The sequence below is a fragment of the Burkholderia sp. MR1-5-21 genome (assembly GCF_053427715.1).
Genome location: NZ_JBSAXD010000024.1, coordinates 21,733 through 43,165 on the forward strand (window position 1 = coordinate 21,733; position 21,433 = coordinate 43,165).

A 21,433-nucleotide genomic window follows, 5' to 3' on the forward strand; every position below is an offset into this window, starting at 1 on the left:
TACCCCATGCTTGCGGACGCTGGATGCTGGGCGCTGGGCGCTGGGCGCTGGGCGGTAACGGACCACCTATATGCCGTTCGGCCAATTGAGCATCTCAATAAGCAACCCGATCTATATTGATGATCGAGCGAACGAAATTCCTGCTCATCGAGATTGTCAGGAATCGTGTCAAAAATGAATGCAGTTCACCTTGGTTACGGCATATGGAATTTTCACAGCGCCTGAGAAAACTCCGCGAATCGCGCGGATTTACGCAAATGGATCTAGCGGATGCAGCCGATATCAACGCCCTGCAAATCCGACGCTATGAAGGTGGAACCGCTTATCCGCCACTGATTGTGATTCGCCGACTGGCAATTGCGCTCCAGGTCAGCGCGAATGCGAGCGTCTTCGACGAAGAGGAACGCAGGCCTGACGATGTCTTGCGGTGTCAGTTCGAAGCGATCACAAGGATGCCGGAACATGTCCACGAAGTTGCACGGGAGTTACTCGATGCGCTGATCGTCAGGAATCAGGTCGCAGAGAAGAGGAAAAGAAAGCAGTAAACGAAGCGCGGGCCGAGAGTGCAGCAACACTCACGGCCCGCTGACCACCACCAACTCACCAAAGGAGTTGATCATGGCTGACGCCAATCATAAAGCACGTCGTAAGCAACGAGAACAAGTGACCACCCTTCGGCTGCCGCTCCGAAGCACACCCGACCCGGCAATGACGACGGACCGGCCTTGCATTCCATGGATGGAAGTCATTGATGCACACCTCAATCTGCTCGGATTCGAACCTGACGGATTTGTCTTTCTCTCCATCAACCATGTCACCCGGCAAATTTCAATCACTCCGGGATACGGAGATATTGAACGTCGATGAACGCACGATGAATCGCATCAGGAAGGTTGAATCTGCGTCCGGTCTTTGAGCTAGTGATACTGGTTTCCATGGTGTCCGACGTCGGGGCGGCAACCCTTCCCATTTGTTCGAGTGGCGCCAACGACTGCCAACATTGACCAGAAGGATCGGCTCCGCCCCCATTACGCCTTGGTTGACAAAATTTACATCGAAAACTAATTTGTCAACCAAGGAGAATCATCATGATCAGTGACCGCATCCAACGCGCCAGGTTGCTCCGTGGCCTCAGCCTCGAGGCGCTCGCGCAACGCATGGGCGACATCACCAAGCAGGCCTTGAACAAGTTCGAGAAGGGCGAGGCAGTGCCCAACTCGACCCGCTTGCTTCAACTCGCACGAGCGCTTGATGTGAAGCCGGAATACTTCTTCCGAGCCGATGCGGTCGAGTTGGCCCCCGTCGAGTTCCGCAAGCTTTCAGACATGCCGATGCGTGACCAAAAGGCCGTCATTGAGCAGGCTCGCGACCATCTGGAACGGTATCTCGCGCTCGAACGATGCTTCGACGCAGCGGGCGTTTCCATTGAGCCTTTGCCTACCGAATCCCTGCCCGTGACCAACCGCGAGGAAGCGGAATTGGCCGCGGAGCGGATTCGCGAGGAATGGCGCTTGGGCAGTGATGCCATCGCCAACTTTACCGAGTTGCTCGAAGAGCATGGCATCAAGGTGGCACTGCTTGAAGGTATCGATAAGTTCGATGGTGCTTGCGTTGCGACCCGAGACAAGAAGCACGTCTTGATTGCGTTGAACCGACAACGCCCAGGCGAACGCCAACGTTTTACGGCAGCGCATGAACTCGGCCATTGGGTCATGGCGCTTCCGGAGGACATGCCTGAGAAGGAAAAGGAAGCATGCTGTCACCGCTTCGCGGGTGCTTTGCTGTACCCGAAAGAGCGGGTCAAGGCTGACTTCGGTCGCAGCCCGCGTCATCGCGTGCTCCTTCAGGAACTGTTGCTTGCCAAGCGCGGGTATGGCGTCTCGATGCAGGTCGCACTGCGTCGCCTCAAGGATTTGGAACTGGTTAGCGACTCGCTTTTCAAGTCGTTGAACATCCAGATCGGGAAGCTGGGATGGAAGACTGCCGAGCCCGAACCGATCGAGCCCGAGAAGCCGCTACGCTTTGCGTCGCTCGTCTATTGGGGTTTGGCGGAAGGATTGTTCACCGAATCCCGTGCCGCCGAGTTCCTGCAGCAGCCGGTATCAGCCTTGGAGACTAAAGCCCCCGTAGCGCTGGAGGCTGGATGACCAAGGTATATGTTTCAGATACGAATATCTGGATTGATTTCAACCACGCCGCGCTACTTGAGGAACTGTTTCAACTGCCGTTTTCGCTGTGCTGCACGGACTTCGTCGCGTATGAGCTGGACAATCCGGAGCTAATGCCATTGATTGACCTGGGACTCACCGTCGAGTCGCTAAGCAGCGACGAGGTTGGTCAATTGCAGGAGCTAAGTCATCAGCACAACAACCCGTCCTTGGCGGACATGTCCTGCTACTTTCTGGCGAGAGAACACAACCTCCCGCTGTTGACGGGAGACGGGCAATTGCGTGCCTTGGCGATACGTGAAAACGTTGAGGTCCGTGGTGTGCTATGGCTACTGGATCAGATGGTCGAACACGTCGTCATAAGTCCAGCCCGCGCCGCCGAGGCCCTGCGCGCCATGCTCGGAAACAACGCGCGGCTCCCGCAGCGGGAATGCCTGCTTCGGTTTGAACGGTGGGAAGCCTGAGGGCTCGTCGGCACGGAATAATGGAAAACGCCTGGCGCCAGCACGAACCCGAAAACAACAAGGGGCTACGCAAACATCGCGTAACCCCTTGTCAGATATGGTGCCGGCTGCAGGACTCGAACCCGCCATCTGATGGTTACAAAGCACTTGAAATTGTCAACAATTGCAAGGACTTAGCGCATTTCCGCGTTTCCAAAATAGGCGCTTCTATCGGCTTCCCAGCCTTATCTGACAAGGACCCGCTTCTGATTGGAAACGCGTCACACAAGCATTTCGACGAGCCTTCCCGACAGTCCTAACAGGGGAGCAGGTTATCCGGGCGTGCTAGATTCCTCGCTGGTTTTCCTATGAGGATTCGGCATGAGCTCCGCATTCATCCGCGAAGGTGACACGACCGATCACGGCGGCCGTGTGCTCGCGTGCACATCTACCAACGTCGTATTTGGGAAACCGCTGGCGCTCGAAGGCGATATGGTCTCGTGCCCGCGCTGCAGCGGCGTCTATCCGATCATCGGCGTCCGGATTCGAAGCATGACGTTCGGCGGCCGGGCCGTGGCGACCGAGGGCGACAAGACGGCTTGCGGCGCAACTCTGATCGCATCGCAGGGTATGGCAACAGTTGAGCCGACATCCGGCTCGGGCGGTTCGGTTGGCGCGGGAAAAAGCGTGGTCGCGCAGACCGCCACGCAAGACGACGGCGCATATCGCGGGCGCTTCCAGCTCGTCGACGACAAGACACGCGAGCCGATTGCCAACCACCCATATACGGTAACGTCGGCGGACGGGCAGACGATCCAAGGCACGACCGACACGAGCGGTCACACGGATTGGCTCAGCAGCCATCAGGCGTCGTCGCTGTCGTTTCAGCAGCCCGGGAGCGGTGCATGAGCGGCGGCTACTCCCCGGGGTCGTCACCCGGGGGCATGAGCGCGGGCGGCCAGACAACACAGGTCGGCGTAAGCGCCGCCAAGCTGTCACCGAAAGATCGCGAGGTTCTGTGCCACACGTTCTGCGAGTGCCGACGGATTGGCGTCGCGACGAGAGCCGGGACCATCCAGCGGCAGCGGTGCGTCGAGATGCGCTTGGGGGTGCCGAACGAAGTGTCGAAGATGCAGACGGGAATTCCAACGGAATACCGTCCGGAACAACCGTACGACATGACCACGCAGCCGCCGGAACCGATCATGGACTACGACGATCCGCTCGAGCCTAATACCGGGATTCGCAAGTGGATCAAGAATGTGTGGCCCAGCAAGGGCAAGAAATACGAGGCCGGCGACGTCCGCCGCCCTGACGTCGTCATCGTGAACGATCCGTCACAGCCGCCCGTGCAATCGAATATCAAGACCGTGGTGGAAATGAAATTCCCTGGCGACAGCTACGGCCCCGACCAGGAAGACGACTACATCGAAATCGCGGGCAGTCCTTCGAAGTTCGTCCACCTCGGCGCAGCCGATTGTGGATGTGGCGACGACGACGGCCAGAGGAAAACTTCGCGCTCGAAGCAAACCGCTCCACAATCTGACTTGGATGAACTGTTCGGCGGCAGCAGCAGCGCGCCGGGGGCCCCGCCGCTCCCGCCAATGCAGCCCCCTCCGCTCCCTGCTTTGTAAGTTGACGCCATGACAAACGATGAAATCGAAGCCTGGGCAAAAGATCCGCGCCGCGTGGACACAATGCCTTTCGGGCTATACGAGCCTCCGTACCGAAAGGGGATCACTGGTGCTGCCCTGGTAGTGCGGGGCGTGCTCTACTTCCAAAACGGTTTCACTCCCGACGTCCGGCAAGCGCTGGTGCGCTGCTTCAAGCAGTACAACGCGGCGATCGAGGAGCATCACCACGCCCTGGAAGTCGCGTCCGGCCAATCGCCGTCGAAGTCCGGGCCGCTGCGCTGGTTCTATTCGGAGGGCGAGGAGCCCCTCCAGTACGACAAGGCTCCCGGATTCGAAAGCCTTGCGGCGAGTGTCCCCGCCGATAAGACCCTTGCCGTCGCGATGACCAGTGCCGAGCACAAGCTTGCTGCCGGATTCTACGAATTCACAGTGTTCGCGCTTAGCGAAGGGAAAGCCGCGCGCAAGCGCGGGCTCGACGGTTTGGCCTTCACGGTACCCCGGGCATTTCTCGTGCAGCGACCAGGCGTGTTCGAGGCGCTGTTCAACGCCCTCGCCAAAGCCCTCCCGACCGTCCACGGGCATGGCGGCCTTGCCGTCAACGTGCCCCCGATGGGGCGTCGGCCGAACGAAGCCAGCGAGTACTTCTACGCGCGCCGCTTCGGTCCGGGCATCGACGTGGGCGATCCAATGCGCTCGAACGTCCGCAAGCTGTACACGAAGATCAAGACAGTCGACTGGCTGAATGCGCTCGACGGGGATCTCATCCGCGCGGCCGGCGGAGAGTCGTCGCTCGTACTTCCGCCGGATTGGTTCGCTCGTCGACCGCTAGGCGACGGAGGGCTGATCATCAAGGCCGGTGTGGCGCCTGAGTCCGGTGTGTCCAACGGGCCGGGAACTCCCGTCTCGCCACCCGCCGCGTACGTCATTCTGAATCGCGCTCTGCACCCGATCATCGCGGACACGATCGATACCCTGCAAGACGGAACCCTCGACAGCACTGCGCCGCTGCTCAAAACAGTCGTTGCGACCGAAGGATGGCTGCGCCGCTTCAACGTGCCGGATGACCAGCTCAACGCCTACTGGGTGGAGCTGCACAAAACGCCGAAACTCCATAACCAAGGTGGATAGCCATCTAGGCGCGAGCGACGCTCGCGCCAAACACTGCCTTCTGAGTTTTATATAAGCACCAGACCCCTTTTTAAAATCAATGCTTTGGGCCACTCGCAAAACGCAAACCCAAGGCTACACAAGCTCAATCAAGGCCGTCCACGCTCGCCAAAACTGTAGTTCCACTGTACTCGCTCGGCACATGATCCAAGTGCCCGAAGTGCCGGCCTGAGGGCCGTCGGTACCTCTCGAAAGCCACTAGGACGCACCGCCTTGGTCCAAACCCCTTCTTGGACAAACGTAACGTCGAACAGATGGCGGACTATCAGGAAATCGCGGGCCCAAATGCAACGGTCTCGGAACTGGATCCTGCAAGTTGTGGCTGCCCCGACGACGACGAGGAAGAGTCATCAAGTCCGACTGTCGACGCACTACGTGAAGCGTTTTCCTCGATCGGCAAACAGGTGCGGACTTTGCTCAACCAAACAGGTGCCAGCTCCCATCCGGGCGGAGGCATGCCTCCCCCAGTTCCCATCCCAGTTCCCTAACCGACATGACCGATAAGGCATTCATCGAATACGCGAAGGCTCACCAGCACGAAGCGCTGATTCCTGGGGGAGCTCTCGAACCGACCGCCAAGCGCGACTATGTTGGAGCGGCTGTCGTCGTACGCGGCGCGCTTTTCTTTCGCAACGCGGCCGATCCCGCCGTTCGCAACGCAATCGCCCAATGCTATGAGCAATACCGTGAGATCGCGAAGGACAAGCTGAAATGGCTCTGGCAGGACGGCAAGGAGCCGGTCAAGCTCAAGGGCGGCAACCTGCCCGCAAGCATATTCACGACCCAATCGGACAAGGCTGCGCTGACCGCCTACGTGACATCCGGCGACAACGCAGCCGACGCCGGATTTTGGCATTTTCAGGTGTTCGGCCAGCAGCGTTGGCGAGAGGAACGCCCGCACGCCGGCTTGAACACGTTGACGTTTTCTACTTCGTTGCTGTACGTCGCCGAGAATCCTGCGGCGTTCCAGAAATTGTTCGTCGATTTCGCCCGCCGGCTCAACGCAGTCAGCGGATACGCCGGCTACGCGGTCAATCTCAGTCTCGCGAAGACCGCAGAGAACGTGCCGACGGAATACCAGCTGGCCAAGCAGATGATCGCCCTCGACGTCGGGGAGCCACTGCTCCAGGCAGCGCGCCTGCGTAACGGCATCAAAACGGTCGGCTGGCTGACCGCCCTCAACGCGGAACTGCTCGGCAAAGCCGGCGGACTGAATATGCTGAGAAACGAGCTCCCGCCAAACTGGTACGCACTCTACGATCTGAATGGTGGCGTCGTGATCCAGGCGGGCCGACGCCCCGAATCCGGCTCATCGGTAGAAGGCGATGAAGACGGGCCGCCGGTCCCGCCCGCCAACTACGTGATCCTGAATGCAGCCGTGAAAGCGGTGCGCGTTCCGACGGTGTGGCAGTTGCAGGTCGGCCAGGCGGGCTCGGCATCACCGTTTTTTGCAACGACAGCCGAGAGCGACGATTGGCTGCGACGCTACGACGTGCCCGACGAACAGCTTGTCGAGTACAAGGCGAAGTTGCTGCAGACGCCGGCGCTCGAGGGTGAATACACGTTGCCGGACCGCCTGTAGTCGCTTTCCACACTCCTCGTGATTGAATCGCCGAGCCAGCCCTGTGCATGAATAGGGCCGACCGGCGTACCGATATCGTCATCCCGCCGGTGGTTCATAGTCTTTGAACCGCACGACCTCGATGCCAAGCCAATCGTTCACCTCTCGCAGCCGCGTCTTCAGCGGCTCCACCTCTAGGTAGTTGAACACCTTGGCCGCCTTGTGCACGTCGCCGAACCCGCGCGCGTTCGACGGGATGATGCCCATCAGTTGCGGCGGCACCCTGTGCGCTGCGAGCTGATCCTCGACCGTCACCTTCTTGAGGTTCCAGAACTCATCCTTCGCCGCGACCTCGCCGATCGGCAGGAGCTGGATGCCGTCCTTCTTCCCCTTCGGCGCGTACATGAACAGGTTCCGGAAGTTGCCCGCTGACGAAGGGCAAGCTGCGTTCGCGCTTCGACAAGGCGCGCGAGCTGGCCGGCATCGACAAGGCGAAATTTCAGTTCCGCGATCTTCGCGCGCGCGGCGTCACGCACAAGACGATCGACGAAGGATTGGAGGCCGGACAGCGCCTGGCAGGACACAGCGGACCATGCATGACGGCGCGGTACGTGCGCGGCACGAGGCCGGTAAAACCGTCCCGCTGACGCGCATTGGAAACGTAAGGGGGTTATTGGAAACGCGAAGGGGCTACGCAAACGTCGCGTAACCCCTTGTCAGATATGGTGCCGGCTGCAGGACTCGAACCCGCCACCTGATGATTACAAATCAACTGCTCTACCAGATGAGCTAAGCCGGCGTAAGCGCGAGATTCTACCTCATTTCACGATCTTGAGGCGAGGTCTTCCGCCCTTCGATCCGTCGCCGTCCGACTTGGGCGGTTCTTCCGCGCCTTCCGACGGCTCCTCGTTCGCGCCGCTGTCGGTCACGGGCGTGAGCCCCGCCGATGCGCCACGCTCGTCGCCCTGCGGCTCGTCCGCCTGGGCTTCTTCCTCGAACTCACCCGAATCCTGACCGTCCTCCGCGACCGCGTCGACCTGGAACGCCATCCCCTGGCCGTTCTCGCGCGCATAGATCGCGAGCACGTTGGCCACCGGAATCTCGAGCTTGTGCGCCTTGCCGGAGAACCGCGCGGTGAACTCGATCCACTCGTTGCCCATCTGCAGCTGGCTCGTCGCCTCGAAGCTGATGTTGAGCACGATCTCGCCGTCACGCACGAACTGACGCGGCACGCGCGTCGAATTGTCGACTCTCACCGCGATGTGCGGCGTATATCCGTTATCGGTGCACCACTCGTACAGCGCGCGCAGCAGATAAGGCTTCGTTGAAATCTCTTGCATCACAATCCTCGAACCGGAGCGGGTCGCGCGGCCCTCCGCACGTCCCGTTCCGTCATGCCCTTATTGCATCATCAACGACGCATGACCTTTTCGGACGGCGTCAGTGCTTCGATATAGGCCGGACGGCTGAAGATCCGTTCCGCATACTTCATCAGCGGCGCCGCGTTCTTCGACAGCTCGATCCCGTAGTGATCCAGACGCCACAGCAGCGGCGCGATCGCAACGTCGAGCATCGAGAACTCTTCGCCGAGCATGTACTTGTTCTTCACGAAGATCGGCGCGAGCTGCGTCAGGCGATCGCGGATCGCGAGACGTGCCTTCTCGTGGTTCTTCTCGGCCGCCTTGCCCTTCTCGTTCTCGAGCGTGCTCACGTGGACGAACAGCTCCTTCTCGAAGTTGAGCAGGAACAGGCGTGCACGCGCGCGCTGCACCGGATCCGCCGGCATCAGCTGCGGGTGCGGGAAGCGCTCGTCGATGTACTCGTTGATGATGTTCGATTCGTACAGGATCAGGTCGCGCTCGACGAGGATCGGCACCTGGCCGTACGGGTTCATCACCGAAATGTCTTCCGGCTTGTTGAACAGGTCGACGTCGCGGATCTCGAAGTCCATGCCCTTCTCGAACAGCACCAGCCGGCAACGCTGGGAGAACGGGCAAGTTGTGCCGGAATACAGAACCATCATATTTGCGTTTCCTCAAAAAAGCCGAGGGCCAGCGCGCGGCAGAACCCCTCTGCGGGTCCCCCGTAGCGCCGGCCCCACGCCGGTCAGGCGTGATTACTTGATATCTTTCCAGTACGCGGCATTGAGCCGCCAGGCCAGGAAAGTCAGGACACCGAGAAACACCAGCACCCAGACGCCGAGGCGTTTGCGGGTCTGCTGGGCCGGCTCGGACATCCACGTCATGTACGCCACCAGGTCGGCTACCGAAGCATCATAATCCACCGGCGACAGCGTCCCGGGGGTCACCTGCTGGAAGCCGACGAGCGTACGCACCTTCTCGCCCGTCTCCTCGTCCGTCCTTTCTTCGAATTTCGCGACGCGTTGCCCCTGGAGCTGCCAGAGCACATGGGGCATGCCGACGTTCTCGAACACCGCGTTGTTCCACCCGGTCGGCCGCGTATCGTCGCGGTAGAAGCTCCGCAGATACGTATACAGCCAGTCGCGGCTGCGCGCGCGCGCCTCGACCGACAGGTCGGGCGGCGTGACGCCGAGCCAGTTCTGCGCGTCTTCGGTCCGCATCGCGACGGACATCGTGTTGCCGACCTTGTCGGTCGTGAACAGGAGATTCTGCTCGATCTCCTTCTGGGAAATCCCCAGATCCGTCAGACGGTTGTAGCGCATCAGGTTCGCGCTGTGGCAGTTCAGGCAATAGTTTACAAACAATTGCGCGCCATGCTGAAGCGAAACGAGATTTTCCGTGTTATCGGGCGCCCGGTCGAGCGGAAAATTACCTTCCGCGGCCGGCACGGGCGCCGCGAACAGCGCACATGCGGTCGCCCCGATCAGCGCGAGCGTCGAAAGCAGTTTCTTCATGTCGTTTTCTCCTCGCTCACGTTAATGGGGCTTGAAGGTCACCCGTTCCGGCGGCTGCTTGAACGTGCCAAGCGGCGTCCAGACCGGCATGCCGAGGAAGAAAGCGAAGTAGATCAGCGCGCACACCTGCGCGATCACCGTCCCGGCCGGCGACGGTGGCCGCGTGCCGAGGAACGCGAGGGTCAGGAACGCGACGACGAAGATCCCGAGAAACACCTTGTGGAACAGCGGCCGGTAGCGGATCGACTTCACCGGGCTGCGGTCGAGCCACGGCAGGAAGAACAGCGACACCACCGCCGAGCCCATCACGACGACGCCCCAGAACTTCGATTCCGTCAGGTACATGAACACGACGATCGCCGCGGACAGCACGGGCAGCCCGATCTTCCACTTGCCGCGCGCGCGGACCAGCGCAACCACGCCGAGCACCGCGATCACGATCATCAGCACGATCTTGAACGGGTCGGTCGTCGCGCGCAGCATCGCGTAGAACGCGGTGAAGTACCAGACCGGCGCGATTTCCGGCGGCGTCTGCAGCGGGTTCGCCGGGATGAAGTTGTTCGCCTCGAGGAAGTAGCCGCCCATTTCCGGCGAGTAAAACACGATTGCCGCGAACACGATCAGGAACCCGCACACGCCGAGGAAATCGTGCACCGAGTAGTACGGATGGAACGGGATGCCGTCGAGCGGGATGCCGTTCTCGTCCTTCTTCGCCTTGATCTCGATGCCGTCCGGGTTGTTCGACCCCACTTCATGCAGCGCGACGAGGTGCGCGATCACGAGGCCGACCAGCACGAGCGGAATCGCGATCACGTGGAACGCGAAGAAACGGTTCAGCGTGACGTCGGACACGACGTAGTCGCCGCGGATCCACAGCGACAGGTCCGGGCCGACGAACGGGATCGCCGAGAACAGGTTCACGATCACCTGCGCGCCCCAGAACGACATCTGGCCCCACGGCAGCAGGTAGCCGAAGAACGCCTCGGCCATCAGGCACAGGAAGATCGCGCAGCCGAAGATCCACACGAGCTCGCGCGGCTTGCGGTACGACCCGTACATCAGGCCACGGAACATGTGCAGGTAGACGACCACGAAGAACATCGACGCGCCCGTCGAGTGCATGTAGCGGATCAGCCAGCCCCACGGCACTTCGCGCATGATGTACTCGACCGACGCGAACGCGAGCGTCGAGTCGGGCTTGTAGTTCATCGTCAGGAAGATGCCGGTGACGATCTGGTTGACGAGCACGAGCAGCGCGAGCGAGCCGAAGAAGTACCAGAAGTTGAAGTTCTTCGGCGCGTAGTACTCGGTCACATGCTTCTTGAGCATGACCGTCCACGGAAAGCGTGCGTCGATCCAGCCGGTGAGACCTGTCGTCGTGACTTCGTTGTGTTCCGTCGCCATTTACGCTTCTCCTTTCTCGTCCTTGCCGATCACGAGCGTCGTCGCCGACGTGAACATGTAGGGCGGGATGTCGAGGTTCTGCGGCGCCGGCTTGTTCTTGAAGACGCGGCCGGCGAGGTCGTAGGTCGAACCGTGGCACGGGCACAGGAAGCCGCCCGGCCAGTCATCCGGCAGGTTCGGCTGCGGACCCGGCGTGAAACGTTGGGAAGGCGTGCAGCCGAGGTGCGTACACACGGCCATTACGACGAGGATGTTCTTGCGATCGGCCCGCGAGCGGTATTCGTTCGCGCAGTACGCGGGCAACGGCATCGAATAAGGGGTCTTGCTGGTCGGATCGGCGACTTCCTTGTCAGCCTTGACCACGTCGGCGAGCATCGAATCGGTGCGGTTCAGGATCCACACCGGCTTGCCGCGCCACGGCACGGTGATCATCTCGCCGGGCTTCAGCGCGCTGATGTCGACCTCGACCGGCGCGCCGGCCGCCTTTGCTTTCTCGGACGGCGCCAGCGACGCCGCGAACGGTACAACGGTGGCGACGCCTCCAACACCACCTGCTACGGATGTCGCAATCAGCCAGGTACGGCGGCCGCTGTCGACGCGTTTGTCTTCCTTGTCTCGCATCACACGCCCCACTTCTGAGTTGGATTTTCCGTCACGACGTTCCATTCCGCCGCTAGTTTGCTCGAATGGAGTCGCCATTTACAAGGCCCGGAGATGAAAATCCCTTCGAAGTGTTTGATAGTTAAGGGTTTTCCCCCACTACCGAAGTGATTAACTCAAACCGCTATTAAGCGTTCACTTCATTACATGTTTGCGATGCGCCGCCGCAAATCGGCCATTCAGACCGGGTTATGGATATCGATAAAAAGGTGTTCGAGATCGAATTGCTCGGATAAATGGGCGCCGAGCGCCTGGATTCCGTAGCGCTCGGTCGCATGGTGCCCCGCCGCAACGAACGCGACGCCGCTCTCCACGGCCGCGTGCGTGACGGGCTCCGACACCTCGCCGGTCAGGAACACGTCGACGCCGGCATCGATCGCCGCGTCGAAATAGCTTTGCGCGGCGCCCGTGCACCAGCCGATGCGGCGTAGTTGCTGCTCCGGATCGCCGAGCACGAGCGGCGTGCGGCCGAGCGTGCGCTCGACCTTCGCGACGAAGTGCTCGAGCGTCACCGGCATCGGCAGCGTCGCCATCCAGCCGAGCTCGCCTTCGCCGAAATGCGCTTCGCCGATCAGCCCGAGCTTCTCGCCGAGCTGCGCGTTGTTGCCGAACTCGGGATGGGCGTCGAGCGGCAGGTGGAACGCGAACAGGTTCAGGTCGTTCGCGAGGAGCAGCTTCAGGCGCTGGTACTTGCGACCCGTGATCTGCGGCGCCTCGTTGCGCCAGAAGTAGCCATGATGGACCAGCACGGCATCCGCCCCCCATTCGAGCGCCGCTTCGAGAAAGGCGAGCGACGCGGTCACGCCGGTCGCGATCTTTACGATCTTGCGACGGCCTTCGACCTGCAGGCCGTTGGGGCAATAGTCCTTGAACCGCGCGGATTCAAGGGTATTGTTCAAGTACAATTCGAGTTCGATCCGATCCATATAAACCTCTAGTCCATTCAGATGCTTAGACGCTTCTGGCTGTTCTTCGCGCAGGCAGTCACGGTGCTGCTCGCGCTGATGTTCATCGTCGTGACGCTCAAGCCGCAATGGCTGCAACGGCAAGGACAGCTCGGCAAGCAGCTCGCCACGCCGATCGTCGCGCTTCGGGAAGTCGCGCCGGGCATCGGCGGCGCTCCCGCGACCACGTCGTACGCCGACGCCGCGCAGAAGGCGATGCCGGCCGTCGTCAACGTGTTCTCCAGCAAGGACGGCTCGCTGCCGCCCGACCCGCGCGCGAAGGACCCGCTGTTCCGCTATTTCTTCGGCGACCGCAACACCCGCAAGCAGCAGGACGAGCCGGCGGCCAACCTTGGCTCGGGTGTTATCGTGAGCCCGGAAGGTTACATTCTAACGAACCAGCACGTCGTCGACGGTGCCGACCAGATCGAGGTCGCGCTTGCCGACGGCCGCACGGCGACCGCGAAGGTGATCGGCATCGATCCGGAGACGGATCTCGCGGTGCTGAAGATCAATATGACCGACCTGCCGACGATCACGCTCGGCCGCTCCGACCAGGCGCGCGTCGGCGATGTCGTGCTCGCGATCGGCAACCCGTTCGGCGTCGGCCAGACGGTGACGATGGGGATCATCAGCGCGCTCGGCCGCAATCACCTCGGCATCAACACGTTCGAGAACTTCATCCAGACCGATGCGCCGATCAACCCCGGCAACTCCGGCGGCGCGCTCGTCGACGTGAACGGCAACCTGCTCGGCATCAACACGGCGATCTATTCGCGCTCGGGCGGCTCGCTCGGGATCGGCTTCGCGATTCCGGTCTCGACCGCGCGCTCGGTGCTCGAGAGCATCATCACGACGGGCTCGGTTACGCGCGGCTGGATCGGCGTCGAGCCGCAGGACGTCACGCCGGAAATCGCCGAATCGTTCGGGCTCCAGCAGAAATCGGGCGCGATCGTCGCGGGCGTGCTGCAGGGCGGGCCGGCCGACAAGGCGGGCATCAAGCCGGGCGACATCCTCGTGTCGGTCAACGGCGAGGAAATCACCGATACGACGAAGCTGCTCAATGTCGTCGCGCAGATCAAGCCGGGCGCGACGGCCAAGGTGCACGTCGTGCGCAAGGGCAAGGAATTCGACCTGAATGTCGTGATCGGCAAGCGCCCTCCGCCGCCGAAGCAGGCGCTCGACGAGCAGGACAGCGACACGGAATGACGCCGCAGGCGGCGCGCCGCCGTTCTCGATGCATGAAAAAAGGGCAGCCGTGGCTGCCCTTTTTGCTGGTGTCGCGAAGCGGCGGGTTGTTGTGTCACCCGGCGCTGGCTTCCGCTTCCGCTTCCGCTTCCGCTTCCGCTTCCGCTTCCGCTTCCGCTTCCGCTTCCGCTTCCGCTTCCGCTTCCGCTTCCGCAACTCAGTCTAATCACTAGCAGTGGTTTGTCGCCCGGCGCTCGACCGGGCCCCGTCACGCTGCCCGAGCGCGTCAGCTCGCGGCCTCGCCGTTCTCGGGCTCGGGCTCCGCCGGCTTCGGCACGAAGAACCGCGCGGCGAGGATCCCGGCCTCGTACAGCACGATGAGCGGCAGCGCGAGCATCAGCTGCGAAAACACGTCCGGCGGCGTGACGACCGCGGCGACGACGAACGCGCCGACGATCACGTACGGACGGATCTCCTTCAGCTTCTTCACCGTCAGCACGCCCATCCGGACGAGCAGCACGACGACGATCGGCACCTCGAACGTCACCCCGAACGCGATGAACATCCCGAGCACGAAGCTCAGGTAATTGTCGATATCGGTCGACATCTCCGCACCGAGCGGCGCGTTGTAGTGCGCCATCACGCGGAAGATCGTCGGGAAGACCAGGAAGTACGCGAACGCCATCCCGCACAGGAACAGCACATAGCTGCTGCCGACGAGCGGCGCGACGAGCCGCTTCTCGTGCTGGTACAGCCCGGGCGCGACGAACGCCCAGATCTGGTACAGCACGACCGGCAGCGCGATCACGAGCGCGACGAGCATCGTCACCTTCATCGGCACGAAGAACGAGCCGGTGACGTCGGTCACGATCATCTTGCCGCCCTTCGGCAGGTTCTCCATCAGCGGGCGCGCGAGCAGCCGGAAGATGTCCGGCGCCCAGTACACGAGCCCGAGGAACACGACGATCACGGACAGCCCCGCGCGGATGATGCGGTCGCGGAGCTCGACGAGATGGGAGATGAAGGTTTCTTCCGGGCCTTCGTCCGGATTCTGCTGGGGGTCGCTCACACCGGCCCTCGGTTGGATTGACGAGCGAGCATGCGCTCGGCTCAGAAGAAGCGCGTAGGCCGGCGCAGGCTCGCCGGCTGGTGGCGCGCGACGCGTGCGGCGCCGGACTGCACGTGCGTGCGGCGCGTGGTGGCGCGCTTGTACCAGACAGGCGTCGCCGCCTGCTTGACCCGCCAGTTGCGGCGTTTCGGCGTCAGCGCGACGGAACTGCCGCGCCACGACGGCGCGGCGGGCGAATCGCCGCCGGTCGAACCGGCCGCGTCGGTCACGCCGCCGGCGGCCGAATTCCACGCGGCGTTCAGGTCCTGCTCATGCTCGCGCAGGTTGTCGTGAATCGTGGTCTCGACATTGCGCGCAGCCGCTTCGAAATCGGTCTTCATCGTCCGCAGCGCGTCGAGCTCGATCTCGCGTGAGACCTCGGCCTTCACGTCGTTGATGTAGCGTTGGGCGCGGCCGAACAGCGCACCCGCCGTGCGTGCGACACGCGGCAGGCGCTCGGGGCCGAGCACCACGAGCGCGACGACGCCGATCAGCGCCATCTTCGAAAGACCGAGATCCAGCATGGAGAATGCCCGTCAGCGTGCCGGCGTCACGCCTTGTTCGAATCGGAACGCGACGTTTCCTTCGCGTTGACGTCCACCGAGCCCGAACGCGGCAGCTGCTGCGGATCGGACGGCGCCTCGCTGTCCTTCATGCCGTCCTTGAAGCCCTTCACGGCGCTGCCGAGGTCATTGCCGATGTTGCGCAGCTTCTTCGTGCCGAAAACCAGCGCGACGATCAGCAGCACGATCAGCCAGTGCCAAATGCTCAATCCACCCATGATGAAACTCTCCTCAACCTCGCCGCTCGCGGCGCAAATCGCCGGCACTGCGCCGGCTTCGACTATCGACGCGGGAACCGCCCCGCGCCGTCAACCCATCCGGTGCCAGGGGCGCGGACCCGCCAGGATATGCGCGTGCAGGTGGTACACCTCCTGCCCGCCGCCGGGGCCCGTGTTGATCACCGTGCGAAACCCGGTCTCGCCGCCCGTGTAGGCGACGCCGAGCTGCTCGGCGAGCCTCGCGACCAGCACCATCATCCGGCCGAGCAGCGGCGCATCCGCATCGCCCGCCGCCGACAGCGTCGGCAGATGCTTGCGCGGAATCACGAGCACATGCGTCTCGGCCGCCGGGCGGATGTCGCGGAACGCGACGAATTCATCGTCCTCATGCACTTTTGTGCTCGGGATCTCGCCTGCCGCAATCTTGCAGAACAGGCAGTTCGGATCGTGACTCATGTTGCTCCTGAAGGGCCCGCCGCCGCGGTCGTCAGAACCACGCGCGCGCATCGAGCGCCTTGTTGTCGTTCAGGTACAGCCAGCCCTTGATGATACGGTACAGCGTCCAGATCCACGTCGCAAACATCACCGCGAAGCCGACGACGACGAACGCGAGCGCGAACCCGATCACATAGGCGATCAGCGCACGCCAGAACGTGCGGATCTGCCACTCGAAATGATCGGCATATGGCGTGCCGGCCACGTCGTCGCGCTTCACGTAGTTGATGATGATCGCGATGATGCCGGTGATGCCGCCCGTCAGCCAGTGCAACGCATACAGGCCGTACAGCACATGGGTCAGCGTACGGAGCCCGTTCAGGCGCTCGCTTTCGGCGCTGCCCTGAACCGACGGCGACGGAAACTGGCTTGGCGTATCGGTCATGATGCTACCCCCGTAAAATGACAATTCTTACAGCTTACCGTGTAATTGCCACCGCGCGACGATCGCGTGAGCCGCCAGTCGCCAACCATCAACCGCCGTTTTCTTCTCGCTCGCGACGCTTGCGCAGCGCCTTTTCCTCGATGCCCGACATCCCTTCGCGGCGCTCGAGCTCGGCGATCACGTCGGCCGGGCTCAGGTCGTAATGGGACAGCATCACGAGGCAATGAAACCACAGGTCGGCCACCTCGCCGACCAGCGCGGTCGGCGCGCCGCCCTGGCGCACGTCCTTCGCGGCGAGCACGACTTCGGTCGCTTCCTCGCCGATCTTCTTCAGCACCGCGTCGTCGCCCTTGTGAAAGAGGCGCGACACGTACGATTGATCGGGGTCGCCGCCCTTGCGGCTGTCGATCACCGCGGCGAGGCGCAGCAGCGTGTCTTCGGTCGTTTGCGTCATTTGTAGATGTGTTCGGGGTCTTTCAGCACCGGATCGACCGCGACCCAGTCGCCGCCTTCGACAGTACCTTCGAATTTCTGGAAGAAGCACGAATGCCGGCCGGTGTGGCACGCGATGCCCGACACCTGCTCGACCTTCAGCAGCACGACGTCCTCGTCGCAATCGAGGCGCACCTCGTGCACGTGCTGCACGTGGCCCGACTCCTCGCCCTTGAACCACAGGCGCTTGCGCGAACGCGAATAGTAGACGGCGCGCTGCGTCTCGATCGTCTTCGCCAACGCCTCGCGGTTCATCCACGCGAACATCAGCACGTCGTTCGTCGACGCTTCCTGCGCGATCACCGGCACGAGGCCGTTGTCGTCCCAGCGGACCTTGTCGAGCCACGCCGGCATTGCCGCATTGTCCGCACTCATGACAACCTCACCGGAATACCCTGGTCGGCCATGAAGCGCTTCGCCTCGCCGACCGTGTGCTCGCCGTAGTGGAAGATGCTCGCCGCGAGCACCGCATCGGCGCGGCCTTCCTTGATGCCGTCGGCCAGGTGCTGCAGCGAGCCGACGCCGCCCGATGCGATCACCGGCACCGGCACCGCATCCGACACGCCGCGCGTGAGCGCGAGATCGAAACCCGACTTCGTGCCGTCGCGATCCATGCTCGTGAGCAGGATCTCGCCCGCGCCGAGTTCGGCCATCCTGCGCGCCCACTCGATCGCGTCGAGCCCGGTGCCCTTGCGGCCGCCATGCGTGAACACTTCCCAGCGCGGCGCTTCGCCGTCGGCGGACACCCGCTTCGCGTCGATCGCGACGACGATGCACTGCGAACCGTACTTGTCGGCCGCATCGCGCACCAGCTGCGGGTTCGCGACCGCGGACGAGTTCATGCTGACCTTGTCCGCGCCCGCGTTCAACAGGCGCCGGACGTCCTCGACGGCACGCACGCCGCCGCCGACCGTCAGCGGGATGAAGACCTGCGACGCGACCGCTTCGATGATCGGCAGGATCAGGTCGCGTTGGTCGGACGTCGCCGTGATGTCGAGGAACGTGAGTTCGTCGGCGCCTTGCTCGTCGTAGCGGCGGGCGATCTCGACCGGATCGCCGGCGTCGCGCAGTTCGACGAAGTTGACGCCCTTGACGACGCGCCCGGCGGTCACGTCCAGACAGGGGATGATGCGTTTAGCTAGAGCCATGATGTTGCGCTTAGTGCCGAGGTTGGGGACGCCCAGTCAGGGCGGCCGGTCAGGGACGCCCGGTCACGGGCACCCGGTTGGGCATACCCGGTCAGGGCCGCCCGACGGGCGGCCCGGGCAAACGGACAACGGCCGGAATCAGGCGTTGTCGAGCTCGCCGTTCAGTTCGTCCGCGCGTTTCTGCGCGGCTGCGAAATCGAGATCGCCGGAGTAGATCGCGCGGCCGCAGATCACGCCTTCGACGCCGTGCTCTTCCACTTCGCAGAGCTTCTCGATATCGACGATGTTCGACAGGCCGCCGCTCGCGATCACCGGAATGCCGACCGCCTGCGCGAGCTTCACGGTCGCCTCGATGTTGATGCCCTGCAGCATGCCGTCGCGGCCGATGTCGGTATAGACGATCGATTCGACGCCGTAGTCCTCGAACTTCTGCGCGAGATCGATCACCTCGTGGCCCGTCAGCTTGCTCCAGCCGTCGGTCGCGACCTTGCCGTCCTTCGCGTCGAGGCCGACGATGATGCTGCCCGCGAACGCGGTGCACGCGTCCTGCAGGAAGCCCGGGTCCTTCACGGCCGCCGTGCCGATGATCACGTAGGACAGGCCGGCGTCGAGGTACTTCTCGATCGTCTCGAGGCTGCGGATGCCGCCGCCGAGCTGCACGGGGATCTCGTTGCCCACCTCGTCGAGGATCGCCTCGATCGCCTCGAGATTCTTCGGCTTGCCGGCGAACGCGCCGTTCAGGTCGACGAGATGGAGTCGCCGGGCGCCGAGGTCGACCCACTTGCGGGCCATCGCCGCGGGATCCTCGGAGAAAATCGTGGCTTGGTCCATATCGCCCTGTTTGAGGCGTACACATTGACCGTCTTTGAGATCGATGGCCGGAATCAGCAACATAGCAATCGGGTGTCGTCTTGGAAAAAGGAAAGAGTCGGGCGCGCACCGGCCCATCCGGTGCCGCGCCGTCTCGCTAGTTTAGTACAACTCGTTCGGCGCTTTGGCAGGCGAGCCCCGTGCGACGGGCGTTCCGCGCCCACCGACTGTCGCTCGCGCACCACGTTTACGGTTTCCAGTGTACGAAGTTGCGATACAGACGCAACCCGACTTCCGCACTTTTCTCCGGGTGGAATTGGGTCGCGAAGAGGTTGTCCCGCGCGACCGCGGACGTAAACGGCGCACCGTAGACCGTCTCGCCGACCGTGTGCGCCGGGTTGGCCGGGCTCACGTAATAGCTGTGCACGAAGTAGAAATACGCGTCGTCCGGCACGCCGTCCCACAGCGCGTGCGGCTGCGACTGGCGCACGCGGTTCCAGCCCATCTGCGGGACCTTGAAGCGCGAGCCGTCGTCCTGCAGCTGGCCGTCGAGCTCGAAGCGCACGACCTTGCCGGGCAGCAGCCCGAGGCCGTTCGTATCGCCTTCGGCGCTCCAGTCGAACAGCATCTGCTCGCCGACGCACACGCCGAGCAGCGGCTTCGTGCGCGACGCCTCGATCACCGCCTCCTGCAGGCCCGATTCGCCGAGGCAGCGCATGCAGTCCGGCATCGCGCCCTGGCCGGGCAGCACGACGCGGTCGGCCGCGCGGATCGCGGCCGGCGTGTCGACGATCGCCACGTCGGCGGCCGGTTCGGCCTGCTTGAGCGCCTGCGCGACCGAGCGCAGGTTGCCCATCCCATAATCCACAATCGCAATCGAAGTTTTCATCTCAGTGCAGGCAGTAACGCCCTCAGTCCGTTGACGATGAATTCCACCGCCAGCGCCGACAGCATCAGACCCATCAGCCGCGTGGCGATGTTGATGCCGGTGCGGCCGATCCAGTTCGCGATCGGCTCGGCGAGCCGCATCGCGAAGAAACACAGGCAGGCAAGGACCGCGCCGATCGCGACCAGCCCCACCCGGTCATACCAGTGACGCGAGTTCGCCGCATAGATGATCACCGTGCTGATCGAGCCGGGGCCCGTGAGCAGCGGGATCGCGAGCGGCACCACCGCGATGTTGTCCTTCTGTTCGGCTTCGTGGCGCTCCTCCGGCGTCGAGCGCGTGTTGCCGGCCTGCGCGTTCAGCATGCTGATCGCCATCAGCAGCATGATGATCCCGCCGCCCACCTCGAGCGAGCCGACCGAGATGCCGAAGAAGTCGATGATCTGCTGCCCGAGCAGCGTCGTCACCGTGATCACGCAGAACACCGACACCGACGCAATCCGGATCGTGCGGCGCCGCTCGTCGTCCGTCTGCTGCGCCGTCAGGCTCAGGAAGAACGGCACCGCGCCGACCGGGTTGATCAGCGCGAGCAGCGAAATGAACGATTTGAGCAGATCCATCGCAAGCCGGCGCCATGCGCCGAAGCCGTGAGGTTGTCGTGTGCGTTTCGTCCGGTCAGATGGTCAGAGGCTGCCCTTCGTCGACGGGATCTGCCCCGCCGCGCGTTCGTCGAGCTCCACCGCCATCCGCAACGCGCGGCCGAAGGCCTTGAACACCGTCTCGAGCTGGTGGTGCGCGTTGATCCCGCGCAGGTTGTCGATGTGCAGCGTGACGCCCGCGTGGTTCACGAAGCCGCGGAAGAACTCGATCGACAGGTCCACGTCGAACGTGCCGATCCGCGCGCGTGTGAACGGCACGTGGAATTCGAGACCCGGCCGGCCCGAGAAGTCGATCACGACGCGCGACAGCGCCTCGTCGAGCGGCACGTACGAATGGCCGTAGCGGCGAATGCCCTTCTTGTCGCCGATCGCCTTCGCGACCGCCTGACCGAGCGTGATGCCGACGTCCTCGACCGTGTGGTGGTCGTCGATATGCGTGTCGCCGTGCGCCTCGACATCGAGATCGAACAGGCCGTGTCGGGCAATCTGGTCGAGCATGTGATCGAGGAACGGCACGCCGGTGGCCAGCTTCTGCTGGCCCGTGCCGTCGAGATTGAGCTTCACACGGATCTGCGTTTCGCTGGTATTGCGAACGACTTCCGCCACACGCATGGCAATTCCTTGA

The 21,433-nt window shown here is 62.9% G+C and carries 28 protein-coding genes, 1 tRNA gene and 1 pseudogene; 10 read left to right on the forward strand and 20 right to left on the reverse strand.

The window, feature by feature from the left end; translation table 11 throughout:
* Nucleotides 1-119 precede the first annotated feature (119 nt).
* From ACV229_RS27925 to ACV229_RS27960, 8 genes are all read left to right on the forward strand, one after another.
* Entirely contained in the window at nucleotides 120-545 is a 426-nt protein-coding gene (locus ACV229_RS27925; protein ID WP_448086344.1) for a helix-turn-helix domain-containing protein, read from the forward strand.
* A 73-nt stretch (nucleotides 546-618) separates the two neighbouring features.
* Nucleotides 619-867 carry a hypothetical protein gene (locus ACV229_RS27930; protein WP_448086345.1) on the forward strand — a complete coding sequence of 83 codons (249 nt, stop codon included), beginning with the start codon at nucleotides 619-621 and terminating at the stop codon, nucleotides 865-867.
* 221 nt (nucleotides 868-1,088) lie between these two features.
* Nucleotides 1,089-2,147 carry a helix-turn-helix domain-containing protein gene (locus tag ACV229_RS27935; protein WP_448086346.1) on the forward strand — a complete coding sequence of 353 codons (1,059 nt, stop codon included), beginning with the start codon at nucleotides 1,089-1,091 and terminating at the stop codon, nucleotides 2,145-2,147.
* Nucleotides 2,144-2,632 (forward strand): hypothetical protein, encoded by a 489-nt coding sequence (locus tag ACV229_RS27940; protein ID WP_448086347.1) that lies wholly within the window; start codon nucleotides 2,144-2,146, stop codon nucleotides 2,630-2,632. The genes ACV229_RS27935 and ACV229_RS27940 overlap by 4 nt, the downstream gene beginning before the upstream one ends.
* 360 nt (nucleotides 2,633-2,992) lie before the next feature.
* On the forward strand, nucleotides 2,993-3,520 hold the full coding sequence (locus tag ACV229_RS27945; RefSeq protein ID WP_448086348.1) for a PAAR domain-containing protein: 528 nt from the start codon (nucleotides 2,993-2,995) through the stop codon (nucleotides 3,518-3,520).
* On the forward strand, nucleotides 3,517-4,245 hold the full coding sequence (locus ACV229_RS27950; protein WP_448086349.1) for a VRR-NUC domain-containing protein: 729 nt from the start codon (nucleotides 3,517-3,519) through the stop codon (nucleotides 4,243-4,245). Before ACV229_RS27945 ends, ACV229_RS27950 begins: the two co-directional genes overlap by 4 nt.
* A 9-nt stretch (nucleotides 4,246-4,254) precedes the next feature.
* Nucleotides 4,255-5,373: a DUF3396 domain-containing protein gene (locus tag ACV229_RS27955; RefSeq protein ID WP_448086350.1), complete on the forward strand. Its 1,119-nt coding sequence runs from the start codon at nucleotides 4,255-4,257 to the stop codon at nucleotides 5,371-5,373.
* 532 nt (nucleotides 5,374-5,905) lie between these two features.
* The gene (locus tag ACV229_RS27960) at nucleotides 5,906-6,994 is read left to right on the forward strand and encodes a type VI immunity family protein (protein ID WP_448086351.1); all 1,089 of its coding nucleotides are present in this window, start codon (nucleotides 5,906-5,908) and stop codon (nucleotides 6,992-6,994) included.
* A gap of 78 nt (nucleotides 6,995-7,072) precedes the next feature.
* On the opposite strand, the pseudogene ACV229_RS27965 reads toward ACV229_RS27960, so the two are convergent.
* The 8 genes and pseudogenes from ACV229_RS27965 to ACV229_RS28000 form a co-directional block, all read right to left on the reverse strand.
* A pseudogene (locus ACV229_RS27965) lies at nucleotides 7,073-7,399 on the reverse strand (phage portal protein); the annotation flags it as partial.
* A gap of 297 nt (nucleotides 7,400-7,696) precedes the next feature.
* Nucleotides 7,697-7,772 (reverse strand) — tRNA-Thr (locus tag ACV229_RS27970).
* Between the two features lie 19 nt (nucleotides 7,773-7,791).
* Complete coding sequence (locus ACV229_RS27975) at nucleotides 7,792-8,313, reverse strand: ClpXP protease specificity-enhancing factor (protein WP_448086352.1); 522 nt, start codon at nucleotides 8,311-8,313, stop codon at nucleotides 7,792-7,794.
* Nucleotides 8,314-8,384: 71 nt separating this feature from the next.
* A complete protein-coding gene (locus tag ACV229_RS27980) occupies nucleotides 8,385-8,996 on the reverse strand; it encodes a glutathione S-transferase N-terminal domain-containing protein (protein WP_006400565.1) in 612 nt (203 codons plus the stop codon).
* A 93-nt stretch (nucleotides 8,997-9,089) separates the two neighbouring features.
* A complete protein-coding gene (locus ACV229_RS27985) occupies nucleotides 9,090-9,848 on the reverse strand; it encodes a cytochrome c1 (RefSeq protein ID WP_448086353.1) in 759 nt (252 codons plus the stop codon).
* Nucleotides 9,849-9,869: 21 nt separating this feature from the next.
* A complete protein-coding gene (locus tag ACV229_RS27990) occupies nucleotides 9,870-11,252 on the reverse strand; it encodes a cytochrome b (protein WP_448086354.1) in 1,383 nt (460 codons plus the stop codon).
* Nucleotides 11,253-11,873 (reverse strand): ubiquinol-cytochrome c reductase iron-sulfur subunit, encoded by a 621-nt coding sequence (gene petA, locus ACV229_RS27995; RefSeq protein WP_448086355.1) that lies wholly within the window; start codon nucleotides 11,871-11,873, stop codon nucleotides 11,253-11,255.
* Nucleotides 11,874-12,091: 218 nt separating this feature from the next.
* Complete coding sequence (locus ACV229_RS28000) at nucleotides 12,092-12,838, reverse strand: Nif3-like dinuclear metal center hexameric protein (protein ID WP_448086356.1); 747 nt, start codon at nucleotides 12,836-12,838, stop codon at nucleotides 12,092-12,094.
* A gap of 21 nt (nucleotides 12,839-12,859) precedes the next feature.
* On the opposite strand from ACV229_RS28000, the gene ACV229_RS28005 reads away from it, so the two are divergent.
* Nucleotides 12,860-14,065: a Do family serine endopeptidase gene (locus ACV229_RS28005; protein WP_448086357.1), complete on the forward strand. Its 1,206-nt coding sequence runs from the start codon at nucleotides 12,860-12,862 to the stop codon at nucleotides 14,063-14,065.
* Nucleotides 14,066-14,114: 49 nt separating this feature from the next.
* On the forward strand, nucleotides 14,115-14,270 hold the full coding sequence (locus tag ACV229_RS28010) for a hypothetical protein (RefSeq protein ID WP_448086358.1): 156 nt from the start codon (nucleotides 14,115-14,117) through the stop codon (nucleotides 14,268-14,270).
* A 60-nt stretch (nucleotides 14,271-14,330) separates the two neighbouring features.
* Here ACV229_RS28010 and tatC read toward each other — a convergent pair whose 3' ends face one another.
* The 12 genes from tatC to hisB form a co-directional block, all read right to left on the reverse strand.
* Entirely contained in the window at nucleotides 14,331-15,113 is a 783-nt protein-coding gene (gene tatC / locus ACV229_RS28015) for a twin-arginine translocase subunit TatC (RefSeq protein ID WP_448086359.1), read from the reverse strand.
* Between the two features lie 41 nt (nucleotides 15,114-15,154).
* Nucleotides 15,155-15,676: a Sec-independent protein translocase protein TatB gene (gene tatB, locus ACV229_RS28020; RefSeq protein ID WP_448086360.1), complete on the reverse strand. Its 522-nt coding sequence runs from the start codon at nucleotides 15,674-15,676 to the stop codon at nucleotides 15,155-15,157.
* A 26-nt stretch (nucleotides 15,677-15,702) separates the two neighbouring features.
* Nucleotides 15,703-15,933, reverse strand: a complete 231-nt coding sequence (tatA, locus tag ACV229_RS28025) for a Sec-independent protein translocase subunit TatA (protein ID WP_448079506.1) — start codon at nucleotides 15,931-15,933, stop codon at nucleotides 15,703-15,705.
* A 90-nt stretch (nucleotides 15,934-16,023) separates the two neighbouring features.
* The gene (locus ACV229_RS28030) at nucleotides 16,024-16,389 is read right to left on the reverse strand and encodes a histidine triad nucleotide-binding protein (protein ID WP_448086361.1); all 366 of its coding nucleotides are present in this window, start codon (nucleotides 16,387-16,389) and stop codon (nucleotides 16,024-16,026) included.
* 31 nt (nucleotides 16,390-16,420) lie between these two features.
* Nucleotides 16,421-16,813: a DUF4870 family protein gene (locus ACV229_RS28035; RefSeq protein ID WP_448086362.1), complete on the reverse strand. Its 393-nt coding sequence runs from the start codon at nucleotides 16,811-16,813 to the stop codon at nucleotides 16,421-16,423.
* Nucleotides 16,814-16,901: 88 nt separating this feature from the next.
* Nucleotides 16,902-17,267, reverse strand: a complete 366-nt coding sequence (locus ACV229_RS28040) for a phosphoribosyl-ATP diphosphatase (RefSeq protein ID WP_084900054.1) — start codon at nucleotides 17,265-17,267, stop codon at nucleotides 16,902-16,904.
* The gene (hisI, locus tag ACV229_RS28045) at nucleotides 17,264-17,680 is read right to left on the reverse strand and encodes a phosphoribosyl-AMP cyclohydrolase (protein WP_448086363.1); all 417 of its coding nucleotides are present in this window, start codon (nucleotides 17,678-17,680) and stop codon (nucleotides 17,264-17,266) included. Before hisI ends, ACV229_RS28040 begins: the two co-directional genes overlap by 4 nt.
* Nucleotides 17,677-18,453 carry an imidazole glycerol phosphate synthase subunit HisF gene (gene hisF / locus ACV229_RS28050; RefSeq protein WP_448086364.1) on the reverse strand — a complete coding sequence of 259 codons (777 nt, stop codon included), beginning with the start codon at nucleotides 18,451-18,453 and terminating at the stop codon, nucleotides 17,677-17,679. The genes hisI and hisF overlap by 4 nt, the downstream gene beginning before the upstream one ends.
* Nucleotides 18,454-18,591: 138 nt before the next feature.
* Entirely contained in the window at nucleotides 18,592-19,347 is a 756-nt protein-coding gene (gene hisA / locus ACV229_RS28055) for a 1-(5-phosphoribosyl)-5-[(5-phosphoribosylamino)methylideneamino]imidazole-4-carboxamide isomerase (RefSeq protein WP_448086365.1), read from the reverse strand.
* 163 nt (nucleotides 19,348-19,510) lie between these two features.
* Nucleotides 19,511-20,152, reverse strand: a complete 642-nt coding sequence (hisH, locus tag ACV229_RS28060; RefSeq protein ID WP_448086366.1) for an imidazole glycerol phosphate synthase subunit HisH — start codon at nucleotides 20,150-20,152, stop codon at nucleotides 19,511-19,513.
* On the reverse strand, nucleotides 20,149-20,769 hold the full coding sequence (locus ACV229_RS28065) for a YchE family NAAT transporter (RefSeq protein ID WP_010092886.1): 621 nt from the start codon (nucleotides 20,767-20,769) through the stop codon (nucleotides 20,149-20,151). Before ACV229_RS28065 ends, hisH begins: the two co-directional genes overlap by 4 nt.
* A gap of 63 nt (nucleotides 20,770-20,832) precedes the next feature.
* Nucleotides 20,833-21,420, reverse strand: coding sequence for an imidazoleglycerol-phosphate dehydratase HisB (gene hisB / locus ACV229_RS28070; RefSeq protein ID WP_448086367.1), 588 nt, complete (start codon nucleotides 21,418-21,420; stop codon nucleotides 20,833-20,835).
* Nucleotides 21,421-21,433: the final 13 nt, after the last annotated feature.